This is a genomic window from Paenibacillus polymyxa (genome assembly GCF_018614975.1).
Classification (GTDB): Bacteria; Bacillota; Bacilli; order Paenibacillales; family Paenibacillaceae; genus Paenibacillus; species Paenibacillus polymyxa_E.
The window spans coordinates 20,246-36,061 of sequence record NZ_JAGGNR010000012.1 but is presented as its reverse complement, the minus strand read 5'-3'; the positions used below and the strand labels follow the sequence as shown (position 1 = coordinate 36,061).

Below are 15,816 nucleotides of genomic sequence, written 5' to 3'. Positions count from 1 at the left end.
GCTTGAGATCATTCGAGTATCGGGTTCAGTAGTTTAAAGTAGAGTTGCAAGAGTGACTCGACCTTGCTCTTCCGCCATTTCATTGAACGGAATCCACATACAAAGTGCAGGCTGTCCTCCTGATGAACCACTTGTAACGTTAAGTCGTACAGTTCAGACAACGGCACTCCCGAAGCAACTGCACCAGCGTTATAGAACAAAGGTAATGTTCCTGTACCGGGCTCCTGTAAAAGTGTACTAACATGCTTGGTGTGGAAGGTCTCTCTGCCATCTTGACCCTTGGATTGATGGATAAGCTGGAATAATTCATTAAATTGTTCCAACGAGCCGAAGTCCAGATCAAATACTTGAATATGGTCGGATTGCCCAATGGCTGCATGTATACTCATCTGATCACTGTTGGAGGTCTGTGCGAGAAGGTACGCAAAGCCGGCAAATAAAATATCATCCACTTCCACGTCCCACCTGCTGGCAGCATTCAACACACGATCATAGAGTTCTGCTGATAAGGCAAACTGCAACTCTTCTGTTTCGTTTGATGTTGAATCTCCTTCCACGAAATAATCCATGGACAAGGGAATGCGGGAGCGTGATACATGGATTACATCCATCTCGTCCAACTGATTCTCGATAAATGCGGTTATATCCGAAATAGTTGGCAAATTAAACATATCGGTTATTTTCACAATTCCCGGATATTGGTCATCAAGTCTGGCATGTGCTTTGATCATCAGAACAGAATCGCCGCCGATCTCAAAGAAATGCTGATTCACACCAATGTGAGCATTGCCAAGTACTTCGCTCCATATCTGTACCAATTGTTTCTCAATATCATTGGCGGGAGCCTTGTACTGGACCTGAGCAGTGTGTAGAGCTGTTGGTTCAGGTAATGCATTACGATTGATTTTTCCATTTGCTGTTAGAGGGATGGCTTCCAATTGGATAAAGAATGCAGGCACCATGTACTCCGGCAATCTGGATATCAGAAACTCTCGCAATTCAGCAATGGAAACTTCTTGATCAGAGACATAATAGGCACACAGATATTTTTTCTTATGCTCGTTCTGCCTGTCCATTACATACACACGCTTCAAGGCGTGGTGCTGAATGAATATGGCTTCAATTTCACCAAGTTCCACACGATGCCCCCTGATTTTGATCTGGTTGTCCTTTCTGCCCAAAAATTCAATGTATCCCTCTTTGCGCATGACGCCATGGTCTCCCGTTCTATACAATCGACCAAGGTGCGGATGCTGAATAAATGCTTTCTCCGTTTTATCCAAGTCATTCACATATTGATTTGCAAGACCTACTCCGCCGATAAACATCTCACCTGGAACATCAACCGGACATGGACGCAATTTATAATCGAGCACATGGAATGTTTGATTCGCCAACGGATACCCGTAAGGGATACTGTTCCACTCATCAGATATTGAATGAATAGGGTAATAAATGGACCAAATGCTAGCCTCTGTTGCACCACCGAGACTCACAATGCTTGCATCAGGACACAGATTTCTGACTTTGCCCGGTAACGATAGAGGTATCCAGTCACCGCTGAGTAGTATAAGACGAAGACTGCTTTGATGGTTACCCTCGTTTGTGATGTTTACTGCTCTTTCTATATCAGAACTTTGGATATTTAACTTAACCAGCGGAGCGGTCTGTGCACCCAGGACTGCTACGGAACGTTCCGATAATAGGTATGGGTCAGCAGCCTTTGGGTTTTCGCCATAGGATATCGATACGCTTGGATTTTGTCTGATATAATTTCTGCTGCTCCATTCTTCCGTAGAAGCCATTTCATCATCTGGCTTCAATCCTGCTTCCACCGTGTGAAGCCAGATCTGATTTTCATTTAAATTGAATAACGGTTTTACTTTATCAAAAGGCATATCTCCGATCGAACACATCCCAATGCCCAACATCTCTCCAACACTGTTTAGTGTGGACACCATAATTCCGGTATCAATAAGGGAGTATAAATAGCCTTGCGCGCCATATTTCGGCATGGTTGCTTCCGCGTTGTAAATGAAGAAAACAGTAAACGCTGAAGACTGATAAATGGACCTGTTCGTGTAATAGTGCATTTCATCAGTGAATGACTGATTCCCATGAATAAGGCGTACCGTGTGATCCACTGGACTAAAGTAGTACAAGCCCGCCTCCATTCCCGCAACTCTTCCTTCCTTCACATACACAAACACATCTATCGGGTATAGTCCTCCCGCAGAAGGATAGTAATAACGAATTTCCTGTCCTTGATCATACTGACCCAGAACTCCCATCAGATCGGAGAACTGTTTCATGGTGACAGGCTGATCCTCCTTAAAGGAACGATGAGAACGTCGCTTGGAGATAAAATCAGGATATTCAACACCACGCTCCAGTGAGACCTCAAGTGTGGTGTTCTCACCGAAATTACGATGCAACTGTATTTTTTTGAATGCCTCGTATGCCTGTGCATCGTATGTCACCTTTTCGTCATACGGATTGCGGAATAACTGCGTCTGCTTCTTGAAAATTTCTGCTGGCTCCATAAGTCCGCTGACCAAAGCACGTTTGCGAATGAGAAGTTCTACGAGCGAATTCACTTCACTAGCAGGTACATTCGGGAAGAAAGAAGGAATCTCGGATTGCCGAATCCCCTTTTGTGCCAAGAAATACAGTTCAGGGAACATACCTGTTGCATATTCAGGGCATTTGAACTCATCCACGTAGATATGCTTTCCATCCATTCGCCACAGCGTGGAGAATGACCAGTGGTACACCGATTCTACTGACTCTTTCTCCACAGCCAGTTGGGTTGACGCTTGAATCTCTTCATCACTTGCCCAACGGTAGCTTCGTCCAGCATCGGATTCCAGTCGATCCATGAACATATCCATAATCGCTGGAACCGAATTCCAGATTGTAACCTGATGACGATCAACGGCCTCTTTCATCATTCGGATATCTCTTTGGTCAGATACAATTACGAGAGCTGCACCCGAGGAAAGTGCACCGAACACGTCATATACGGATAAATCGAAACACATGGAAGATACGCCAAGCATGCGATCCTTCTCATGAACACCGAACTTTCTGTTCATATCCTGAATCGTATTCGTTACAGCCCCATGAGTAATGGCAACGCCCTTCGGTCTCCCCGTACTTCCCGAGGTATAGATTACATATGCAATGTCATCAGGTGCTCCAGATGGCTCACCCTCGAGTAGAGGATAACCTGAAGCCGAGACCTGATCATAGGCATCCACGTCCAATACAATTCGGCAATCACTATTCTTAAGCATGTAAGCTTGCCGTTCTTCGGGATAATCCGGATCAAGTGGTACATATGCCGCACCAGTGCGAAGTATAGCCATTACATTTACAATGGTCTCCATACGGCGCCTTGCTACAACGCCAACTCGATCCCCTCGCCCGATATCCTGTTCAAGTAAATATCCTGCCAGTTGACCGGATCTTCGGTCCAGCTCCGAATACGTCATCCGCTCATCCTCAAACAACAATGCATCCTGATCTGGATAATGTTTGGCCATACGGTCAAACAAATGTTGCAATGTTGTTGGCATGATATTTTCTTCTGATTGGTTATACCTTTCCAAAATGCTGCGATCGACTGGAGGAATGTCAGGCCCCGTAATCGTTTCTCCCACAATTAGGCCATCCAGCAGTGCAATATATTGTGCAAACATCGTTTCGACCACCTGTTGGTCAAACAAGTCATCCACGTAATCCCAGGTTAGCGTTAGCTGCCCTCCCGCATCCGAAGCCTGATGATCCAGATATACCTGCGATGTTTGGCTGACCCCAGTTCGAACTTTTCCAATCAGTCCTTGAGTTGCTTCAGATGTCTCACGTTCATTAAAGATCATACTTGTGAAGACAATTGGCATTACGGTCTTGTTCCCCATTTGATGATGCTTGGAGAGATCACGTATGAATTCGATGCCTTCATAATGCCTGTGCTCCAGCGCCTCCAGTATACTGTCCTGAACATGACGCACATGACCCATAAAATCATTCCCCGAAGTCATATCCACATCAATTAAAATCATGGAAGTAAAGTCCCCAATGATATCCTGTATGCTTGGGTGGAATGGATAACGATTAAAGACCGTCAGGTTCAGTGCAATCTTCTGTTGATTGCTCCAGTACGACAAGATCTGGGCATAGGCTGCACAGAGAAGCGCTGAAGGTGTTAGCCCGTGTCCATTAGCAATCTTTTTCAATATCTCCCAACGCTGTGGTTCAAACACTTCATTGAGTCGCTTGAATTTCGGTTCGCTGATCTGTGCAGGATCTGTCTTTAATGGGAGTGCAGGTGCTGCTGGGAACTCCTCTACTCGGGCAAGCCAGTATTGTTTGTCAGCCAGGTACGTATTCGATTTACGGAATTCATTGTAAGCAAGAATATAATCGCGGAATGTAAATGGATTAGGCTCCGGATCAATCTCTGGATGATGATAAAATTTCAGTAGATCATTATTAAAGATCTGTATGCTTGCCCCATCAGCAATGAGCAGATCATATCCAAACAGTAGCAGATGTGTATCCTTAGATATTTTTTTCGCACGTATCTCAAATAATGGCCATTGCTCCAATTCAAAAATATGATGAGACATGCGTTCTCTTTCGGCTGTGATCACCCGTTCCATCTCGTCAGGACTCAAACCACTAATATCTTCAATATCCATCCGGTATACCGGTACATGTGGCAGGATTCGTTGCTCTCCGGTAGGCAGGATAATTGCCCGCAGCATAGGATGATGTTCAATCAGCTTGATTAGTGCTTCATTGAAGCGCGTCATCTCCAGTTGAGTTTCAAATTCGAGGTACCCGTGTGTCGAAGTGCCTCCCATTTCAAAAGCCTGACTTCTTCCTGCGACATAAGCCATCTGTACCTCGGTTAGCGGGAATGGCCGGCCTTCAGGATCAGGGCATGGATCATGCTGCGGATAATGAATTGTTCCCACTGACTCTTCATTTTCCACAGAGCTCTCAAGCAGAGCCGCCAGTTCATAAATATCTCTCAGGGCCATAAATTCCTTGAAGCTGAGACGCTGATTGAATTCCTGCCCAATCCGATTCACCAGCTGCACCATTAGAATTGAATTGATCCCCATCTGGAAAAAGCTGTCGTGAGTTCCTATCCCATTCATACCGAATACCGATTCACAGAGTTCAATCAGCTTTTGCTCCGTTGGACTTTCCGTTCCTGCACGTGCACTGGACTGTTGTCCAAAGGTTGGTTCCGGTAACGCTTTCCGATCAATCTTTCCATTGGGTGTGAGTGGAAATTCAGGCAACTGGATTAAATGCTGAGGAACCATGTAATCCGGGAGTGCTTTTGCCAAAAGACGCTTCATCTCCAATTCGTCATAGCTGCGCTCCGCTGAGTAATAGGCTACTAGTACCCTTGTTCCTTGCATGTCCACTTTATCTATAACGACAGCCTGCTTCACGCTAGGAATTGCAGATAGTCGGCTTTCAATTTCTCCAAGTTCAACCCGATAACCCCTGATTTTCACTTGGGAATCCCGTCTGCCAAGGAATTCAATGTAACCATCTCTTCGCAAAACTCCAAAATCACCTGTGCGGTATAAGCGTCCCAATTCCGGATGATTAAAAAAGGCATTGTCGGTCCTCACCGGATCATTAAAGTATCCTTGAGCCAACCCTACTCCACCGATACAGAGCTCACCAATAACATCGACTGGACTCAGGCAACCCGTGTAGTCAAGCGTATAGAATGTCTGATTCGCAAGTGGTCTTCCATAAGGAATGCTCTTCCAATCAGACTTGACAGTATCAATGGGATAATAGATAGACCAAATGGATGCCTCTGTCGCACCTCCCAAGCTAATAACCTGTGCCGAAGGAAAACACCCATGTACTTGCTCTGGCAATTTCTTAGGTATCCAGTCCCCACTGAGCAGGATGAGTCTTAATTGTTCATTGGTTTGATCGGTTACGTAATCTGCCATCAGTTGCATAATGGCTGGAACCGAATTCCAGATGGTTACTTTATGCTGTTGTATCGCGTCGTACATGTCATGAATATCACGCTGATCAGCAATGATCACAAGTGCCGCACCCGTCGCAAGTGCACCGAAAATATCATAGACTGACAGATCAAAGCACATTGAAGAGATACCAAGCATCCGATCTTGATCCGTCACTTCAAACTTCATATTGATATCCCGAATGGTATTCATTGCCGGGCCATGGGCAGTAGCCACCCCTTTTGGAGTTCCCGTGCTGCCAGACGTATAAATAATGTAGGCAAGATCGTCAGGTGCTCCGCTATTTTCCAGTGGCTCCACCGACAATTCAGCCAGTCCCTCAAAGGTATAAAGTTCGGGTAATAGCAGCATTTTACAGTTACTATTTTGTAAAATGTATTGCTGACGATCTTCAGGATAATCGGGATCAACAGGTACGTATACCGCTCCTGCTTTTAGAATGCCGATGGTATTCACAATAGTCTCCATACCACGTTTGGCTAGCAACCCCACCCGGTCTCCCCGTGTTATTCCCTGTTGCGTCAAGTAATGAGCGAGCTGATTGGAACGTTCATCCAGCTGTTGATAAGTCAATTGCTGATTACCGTAAATCAATGCTGTCTGATAAGGAGTCTTGGTCGCCTGCTCCATAAAAGACCCATGCAGTGTAGATATAGGAAATGATTGTGCTGTTGCATTAAATGCATTCCAGATGGCCTTATCCTGTTCAGGCAAACCTGGTAAAAACTCGATATCCTCTTCCTCACACAGATGAGTAATTATCGCTGTATAATCATCGAACATGGCGGAAAGTGTATCGGAATGAAAAAGATCCTGTATATAGTCCCAGTTAATGGTCAATTTCCCGTCAGTCTCCATTACCTGATTATCAAGGTAGACTTGGGAGGTCTGACTGATACCCATTTTCAGCTCTCCGATATGCTGCCAGCTTCCAATGGCATCCACAAATAATGTGCTGGTATATACAATTGGCATAATGGCGGAAGTACCCGCTTCTCGATGACGGGCCAGTTCTCGAATGAATTCCACGCCGTCATAATGGCGATGTTCCAACATATTGAGCATGCCACTCTGCACATCTCTTGCTTGTTCCCAAAAAGGCTTATTTTTTTGTTCGTTAATTTCGAGCAACATGATGGATGTGAAATCACCGATAATTTGATTGGTTTCTTCATGAAATGGAAAGCGGTTGAACGCCGCCAGATTGATGGCAAGTCGATCCTGATTGCTCCAACGGGCCAAAACTCGAGCAAAGACAGTACACAGAAGCGCGGAAGGTGTCACATTTTTTTGCTGCGCCTTATGCTTTAATTGCTCCCACGGATCCTGTTCCAATATCCAGCTTAGCCGTGAAAATTGCGGTTTCTTGATATGTCTGGGCTCCTGCTTCAACGGAAGTGCTGGAGCGGAAGGGAATGTGTCCAATTGATCCATCCAGTACTTCCTGTCACGTGCGTACATCTCACTCTTTTTCAGTTGTCCGTATGCCATCATATAATCCTTGAACGAAAACTTGAGTGCAGGAAGTTCCGTTTCCGGCTCACGGCAATAATGCACCAGGTCCTCTCCAAGGATCTGGATACTAGCACTATCGCAGATTAGCAGATCATAACCGAATAACAGGTAATGCCGTGTATCATCTATTTTAAAAGCTTTGAATTCAAACAGCGGCCATTGACTCGGCTCAAACACATGATGGGACATTCGATCCCGTTCCACCTCAATGTGTTTCCACTTTTCCTGCTCATTCAGATGGCACACATCAACGATTTCCAGTTGATAGTCGGGTACCTGTGGCAATATTCGTTGTATGCCCTCCGGCAATATGACCGCTCGCAGCATTGGATGGCGCTGAATCACTTTTTGCAATGCAGTCTGGAAATGCGTCATGTTCAATCTGGTTTCCAATTCCAGATAATAATGAGTGGATGTCCCCCCCATCTCAAACCGCTCGTCTCGACCTAACAGATAAGCCATCTGTACTTCTGTCAAAGGGAAGTCCTCATACAGGGTCGCCGGTTCCGGCTCTTGCTGGGGATACTCGGATATCGCTCCAGTTTCCTTGAGTGCACCCACCAGATGAATTGCAAGCTTCGCCAGATTCATACCTTCAAAGAAAGTGTGGTAGTTTAGGTGAACATGGTAGCGTACCCGTATTTCAGTAATAATGCGCATCATTGATATTGAATCAACGCCGAGTTCAAACAAGTTGTCGTATACATCTAACCCGGTAAACCCGAGAACATGTCCCACCAGTTGGGCAAGTTCCTTCTCCGTAGTTGTATATATACCGTTGTCTCGTCCGTGCAGTTCAACCTTCTGTTCATATTCAGTTCTCGTCAGCTGGTTGTTATGATAATTCAAATGATTACGTTCCTGTTGAATTCGAGCTGTCATGGCTTCCGAAAATCGAATAACTCTTGACGACTCTAACAACGGTAGGAGTTCACTCGCATAATTGGGCTCACCGATCAACACTCGGCGTATACGACGGCTCAATACCATATCAAAGGCACTGATCGCTTGATGAGTCGCTAACGTCTTGAATGCTGTATCCACATTCAGACCAAATCTGGCAGCCATCCCGGTTTCCTTCCAGGCAGGCCAGTTAATGGTTAGCGTTCGGCCGGATCCATTTGCGCGGTAAGACGCAAAGCTATCCAGAAAACAGTTTGCAGCAACATAATCGCTCTGTCCCGGTTCTCCTAACATGGATATGCCAGAAGAAAACATAACGAAGAAATCGAGTGGTTCCTGCGCTGTAACTTGATTCAAAACCCAGGTTCCCTGAACCTTCGGTCGCAGAACCTCTTGGAATGCAGCCTCTTCCTTACGGATAATCAAGCCATCATTGGCAACACCAGCGCTATTAATCACCCCATGGATTTGCCCATATTTTGTTCTCAACCTCTGCACAACCTGAGTCATCTGCTCCAGATCGGTGATGTCTGCGCTGATTAATTCAACACTTGATCCTCCGGCTTCAAGCTCCATAATGATTTTCATTCGTTCAATCATTTCTATGGATATTATCTTTGGATCTTCTTCTTGAATAAGCTTGTCCCACACAGTTCGATCAGGCATCGATGTACGACTGATTAGTGCCAGACGAATGCAGCGTTCATCAGCCAGATGCTTCGCGAATTGCAAGCCAATTCCGCCTGTTCCACCAGCAATAAGATATAAACCGTTCTCACGAATAGTCACTTCCTCATGACTGGTTTCCAGAATATTGGCAATATCCAATTCTTCTACGTATGACTGATTATGTCGATATGCCACTTGGAAACGGTCATGGGAGCCATTCAATTCTGCATAGATCGTATCCGCATCGGTATTTGAATCCACATCAATGAATCGGCAGGATATCTCCGGATACTCCTGTTCAATGACTTTCGCGAATCCGTTAAGCGTTGCATTTTCCGGTCTTACCTGACTTTCATAACCCGTAACTGCATTCGCTAGAGAGGATATGAATTGAAGTTGAAGTCCCTCTGTCATATGATGATGTAGAATCGCACGGGTCAAATAGAATGCACTCTGAATTCCACGGTCCTGGCTTAACTTCAATTGTTCCTCGCTTTGTAAATAATCATCTGAATCGTTCTCTACCAGAGTAAACCCGTGAATAATACTGGTTAGCCCCTGACCCTTAATATCATCCAATAACTGAAAGTAGTTACTTTCATCGCCACGAATCACGTAGTGCGAATCATCATACTTCTCGTAACAATCCCCCCAGGCTACCTGAATGACTCGTACTTCGGGCTCACGCTCCAATCGGACCGCCAAGGCAGCACTGACTTGATCGTTTCCGCGGAAGAGAAGTACGGTGCCTTTCATTTTTGAGACAACAGAATCCCGAGATACGGGCGTGTATCGTTGCCATACAGCTTGATAAAACATGCCCTCTGCCTGTACCTTTTCCGATCTTCTGTTTCGTTTTGGAATGTCGATCCAACATCTGTGCGTCTGAAATGCGTAGGATGGCAAACTGACCTTGAATACACTCTGATTCGCATATAGCGCTTCCCAGTCAGCATCGCCTCCAGAGACATAGAATGAAGCAGCCTGATGTAACGCATTGACGTCTTGCTGCCCACTGTTCATAAATTTTCCAAGAGCTTGCCCCAGTGATACGCTCAGCTCATGCCTGGATGAGAGCGACATTCTGAATTCCTGATCGGCTGCCTCCTCATCTTGAACTAGCTTGTGAAAGCCGGTATAGATGTACGAACCATGTGAAGTACCAAATAGCTGCTTTGAACGCTCCAGCTGGGTAAGTTTCTGATGCAAATCGATGTTGCTGTTCATTATGATTGCTACCCGATATGGAAATTTCCCTCTTCCCGTGTTGGCCGTATAACATATATCTTGTAATGTCGGCAGTTCTTTTTTTTCAAGAAAATAGATATACTTACTGATCATCTGACGTAGCGATTGCTCAGACTTGGCGGACAACGTCAGAATGGATGGAGCTGTTACAGAAGTGTTCGCTTTAGGCTCTGCAGTTGCCCGATCTGGTGCTTCCTCAAGCACTAGATGACAATTGGTTCCCCCAATGCCAAAAGAGCTGATACCACACCGTCTTGGAGTTGTGCCATCCGTGGTCCAATCTCGCAATGTAGTATTCACATAAACGGGTGATCCACTGAAGTCAATGGCTCTATTTGGCTTTTCAAAGTTCAAGGTTGGAGGGAGTTTTTTATTTTTCAGTGCCAGAATTGCTTTAATTAAGCCAGCAGTTCCAGCTGCTTCGTACAGATGACCGATATTGGTTTTAACCGAACCGATCGCACAAAATTGTTTCTTGGAAGTATATTTCTTAAACGCGTTCTGGATTCCCTTAATCTCAATAGGATCTCCCAATTCTGTCCCCGTACCATGCGGTTCGAAATACGAGATCGTTTCGGGATCAATGTTACCGTCCTCCCACGCTTTTACAATCAACTCAGCCTGAGTGGACGGGTTTGGTACAGTCAATCCGCCAGAACTTCCATCCTGATTGACGGCCAAACCTTTAATTACCGCATAGATCTGATCACCATCACGTATTGCAGCGTCTAGTGTTTTCAGCAATAAAGCAGTGACTCCCTCGCCCATTCCAGCCCCATTTGCAGAATCATCAAATGTTTTGGTCCGGTAGTCTGGAGATTCCATCCCGATCTTCTCATTCTGATTCTCGCGTGTCATGAGATGAAGTTTCACACCGCCCGCGATTGCCATATCACATTCCTTGTTCCGTATGGCCTGACATGCCATGGCGACAGCTACGAGCGAAGAGGAACACGCTGTATCAACAACAATACTGGGTCCCTTCAGATTCAGAAGATACGAGATTCGATTGGATAATATGGAAGCCAAATTCCCAACAATGGACAGTGCACTTGTCTGCATCGTTTCGGTAATATATCGCATATACATATCTTTGATATTGTTGGAAAAGCCTACATAGACACCTGTATTGGTGCCCGATAATTTATCGTTACCGTATCCTGCATCCTCCATGGCATCCCATGCCGTCTCCATAAACAAACGCTGATTAACATCCGTTAAACTGGCTTCTTTGGGAGGCAAACGAAAGAATTCATGGTCGAATTGGTCAATATTGTCCAGGTACGCCGCTTCGTAATATTGAATATCTCCCTCAGGTATATCCATATAAGAGAGAATAGCGTCCATATCCGATTTTCGTGTCTTGGGAATAGGACGTATGCAATCCACACCACTTTGAATATTGTCCCAATAGTCATCCAGTGTCTCCATATTGGGCAACTTGGCTGATACACCAATAATGGCAATATCCTTAACGGGTTTCTTTTCCCCTTCTTTTAGCATTTTCACGATCTGAGCCGCCGTTGTTTTGTTCATTTTCTGGTCCTTGACACTCTCTACCAGGAGCTTCAGAATTTTCTCCACGCTTCACGTCCCCCTACATCTTTTGAAGGTTGATGATTGCTTCATCCAGATCCATTGCTCCACGTTCGATCTCATCGAACAGATTCTCAAGATCTGTGTCCCGTTCCTCTTCAAAAGTTTCCTTTTGAGGAGAATGGTGAGGCTTCTGCTTTTCTGTGGTGCTCATATAAGTAGTTAGTCTGGAGATACTTGGATATTCAAACAGATCGGTCAGTATGAGTTTTCCAGGGTAGGTTTTGTCCAATTTCAAGAATATCTGCTTAATCATAATGGAGTCTGCACCGAGTTCGAAAAAGCTGTCATGCACATTCATCTCTTTAATGCCTAAATAATGTCCGACTATATTCGCAATAGTCCGGTCCATCTCCACGGAAGATTCCATATCAAGTCCATACTCTTCCGTTGCGATCTGAACAGCAGAAGCGGATTCCTTCTTAACTGATATTTGCTCTGCCCTCTCCGGCATTCTCATCAATTTTTGTAACCTTTGTCCGATGTTTGCATCAAGATGAAAGTGGTAGTTATTCAAAATATTTAAATAGGGTGAATTCCAGTTTAGTTCCCCCACCAGCAGACGGTCGGTCTGTTTTCGCATTACTTCGAACAATCGATCTAATGCCCACTCTTTGGGCATCGCTTTGAATAAGGTGTCAAAATCAAACCCGGCTCTGGAAGCCATGCCCACCTCTTTCCAGGTGGTCCAATTAATCGTTATTGTGCGCATTCCCTTGCGGTTCCGCAGTGGGGCATAGGCATCCTGATATGCATTCGCGGCGGCATAAGCAGCCTGTCCAGTAGAACCAAATAACGTAGCGACGGACGAGAACATGACTAGAAAATCCGGCTGGTCTTCGGCTGTCAGCTGATCCAGTAGATGAGTCCCCTTCACTTTCGGAGCCAGCATTGCCGTAAACTCTTCCTCGGTCATCTGGTCAGCATGTTGTGTACTACCAACGCCTGCTGCATGGATGATGCCACGTATACAACCAAATCGACTTCTTAATTGTTCAATGGCTTTACTTAACTGATCCGCATCGGCAACATCGGCTCCAAGATACATCATCTGTCCGGCCCGTTTCTCCATATCAAGCAACCGAAGAAGCTTGCTTTTTAGAACCGGTGAAGTATTTTTAGCATTTAGAATGATGTCCCAATTGTGACGTTTGGGCAGTGGCGTTCTTGCAATCAAAGCCAGATTCATACGTCCTAATGACAGTAAGCGTTCAGCAATCTCCATCCCCAGACCACCAAGTCCGCCTGTAATAATGTATACGCCGTCTTCTTTCCAGTTCATCTCAGCATCAGGCATGGAACACACATCAGCAGGTGCGAATTCAGCTTGATATGACTGTCCTTTTCTAATCGCCAAAGACTTCTTCTCCAACGGCCCCAAAATGTAACGCAAATACTGAGAGGTATCCCAATCTTGGTCAACATCTATACAGAAGCATTCGAGATTCTGAATCTCACGCTGTATCGTCTGTCCGAAAGCCAACATCGCTGAATTCTCCGGATACAGAACCTTCTCGTCACCCGTCACTTCATTAGCAAAGCTTGTCACCAAAATAATCTGAACCGGCTCTGCAATGACGTGTGAGCATGCCTTGGTAAGTCTCCATACAGACATAAGACCTTTGTCGAGCCTGTTTTCCTTAGTTTCTACATGGTCAAGTGATGCTATATGCACGATCCGATAGGGCCCTCCAAAGGACACTTCCTGCAAAAGTTTGATGTAATCACTCTCGTCATTTCGAATTACATATGTCTGTGCATCCTGTTGAAGGTAAGATGTTCCCAATATAACTTCGATAACTGCTACTCCAGCTTCACGAATTCGGTTCACCAACTGGGTTGCATGTGGCTGTGTATCATCTCTTATTAATAAAATACATTCAACATTATGGATGCTGGATGAATTAGTCTTGGGGATCTCGCTCCAAGGCTTCCATGACAATGAATAATACATCGCTTCTTCCTCAGTCTGTACCGAATTATCGGGATTCGTATCGATCCAGCACTTACTCTCCTCAAATGAATATGCGGGCAAGCTCAACTTGTAATAGTTCACATCTGGATAGATTCTTGACCAATTGATCTGAGCTCCGCCTTGATAATGTGTGCACAACTCCTCTAGGACGGTTGCTCTATCACATCCTTCGATATGCCACTTCGAGATAAGTTCTTCTGTAGTGAATAACTGATTACTTTTCCTGAATGTATCTTGTTCATATTTACCGGTCTTGGGTTCTGCAAGAAAGTCGTTTAAATGCTGCAGCAATTGATCCAACGAACTGACCACCCATACTGCACGGTGTGCATGATGCTGTCTTCCTGTAGCTGCTGTGCAGCATACATCCCTTACATCGGCCCTCGGATTCTCATTGATCCAATTCACATATGATTGCACCTGACGGGAGAGATTTCCGGATGATACACTTGAGATCAAAAAGGGATAATATTCATCGCGCCTCAATTCCACTGATATGTTCGGAGCTTCTTCCAGTACAACATGACAATTGGTGCCGCTTAACCCAAATGAACTAACTCCACATCTTCGAGGAGTGGCCGCTTCCCACTCTCTTGAAATGACATTGACATAGACTGGTGATTTATCAAATTCGAATTTTGGGTTTGGCTTATTAAAATGAAGTGTAGAGGGAATACGTTTGGATCTGAGTGCCATAATCGCCTTCAGCAGCCCCGCTAACCCTGCACTGTCGTACAAATGGCCCACATTGGACTTAACCGATCCTATCGCACAGAATTGTTTTTTGTCCGTAAATCTGCGAAAAGCCGATTGAATTCCTTCCAGTTCAATCGGGTCCCCAATGAGCGTACCTGTTCCATGTGCTTCCAGATAGGAAAGACTCTCTGGATGAATTCCAGCATCACGCCAAGCATGCGTCAGCACTTTTTCATGAGCTACCGCATTAGGCGTTGTGATCCCTGCCGAATACCCATTCTGATTCACAGCTGTGCCTTTTATGACTGCATACACATGATCATGATCCTGCAATGCCTGTTCCACAGGTTTAAGTACAACACTCACTACACCCTCACCCATTCCTGACCCATCCGCATCTTCATCAAAGGTTCTTGTAGTTCCATCACTGGATTCAATACCGATTTTGTAATACTCTTTATCCAGTGGAATCATATTCAGCCTGATCCCTCCAGCGATAGCCATATCACAGCTTCCTTCACGTAACGCACGTACTGCCATATCCAGAGCAACCAGCGAAGAAGAACATGCTGTGTCTACAACCATAGCCGGCCCCGTCAGATTAAGTAGATAAGCAATTCTTGCAGGAATGATGGACGAAAGGTTGCCTACGGTGGAGATTGGTAACATGTCCGGACTTAATTCCTCGACCATCTGTTTGTACTTGTAACCTTCCTGATCTCCGATTACACCCACGTACACCCCTGTTGAACTTCCGGCCAAACGGTCACCACCATAACCTGCATCCTCAACCGCACGCCATACCGTTTGCAAAAACAATCGTTGAACCGGACTCATCAGCTTGGCTTCCTGTGCACTCATACGGAAGAAGGAATAATCAAATTCATCGATTTCGTCCAGATAAGCTCCGTTCAAATAACGTACATGCTCCAATGAACCTTGCTTGTGAAGCAAGTATTGATCCAACTGGCCCTTTCGACGATTGGGCAATTCACGTATGCAATCAATTCCATAATCAAGCATCTTCCAAAATTCATCCAGCGACTCTCCGGTCGGCAACTTCGCACCGATACCTATAACAGCTATATCATGTGTATTATACGTTGTTATATCCAGTACGGTAGTGGTATCCTGGTCATCTTCTTCCCATAGCTCTCTGTTGAACAATTGATCAAGCATGGC

The 15,816-nt window shown here is 45.2% G+C and carries 2 protein-coding genes; both read right to left on the bottom strand.

The window, feature by feature from the left end; genetic code table 11:
* Positions 1-8: 8 nt before the first annotated feature.
* Entirely contained in the window at positions 9-11,951 is an 11,943-nt protein-coding gene (locus J7E78_RS11110; RefSeq protein ID WP_215076247.1) for a non-ribosomal peptide synthetase, read from the bottom strand.
* Between the two features lie 13 nt (positions 11,952-11,964).
* Positions 11,965-15,813: a type I polyketide synthase gene (locus tag J7E78_RS11105; protein WP_215076245.1), complete on the bottom strand. Its 3,849-nt coding sequence runs from the start codon at positions 15,811-15,813 to the stop codon at positions 11,965-11,967.
* Positions 15,814-15,816: the final 3 nt, after the last annotated feature.

Coding starts and splice junctions, on each gene's coding strand:
- J7E78_RS11105 (WP_215076245.1), bottom strand. CDS start 15,813: ATGCTTGATCAATTGTTCAACAGAGAGCTATGGGAAGAAGATGACCAG.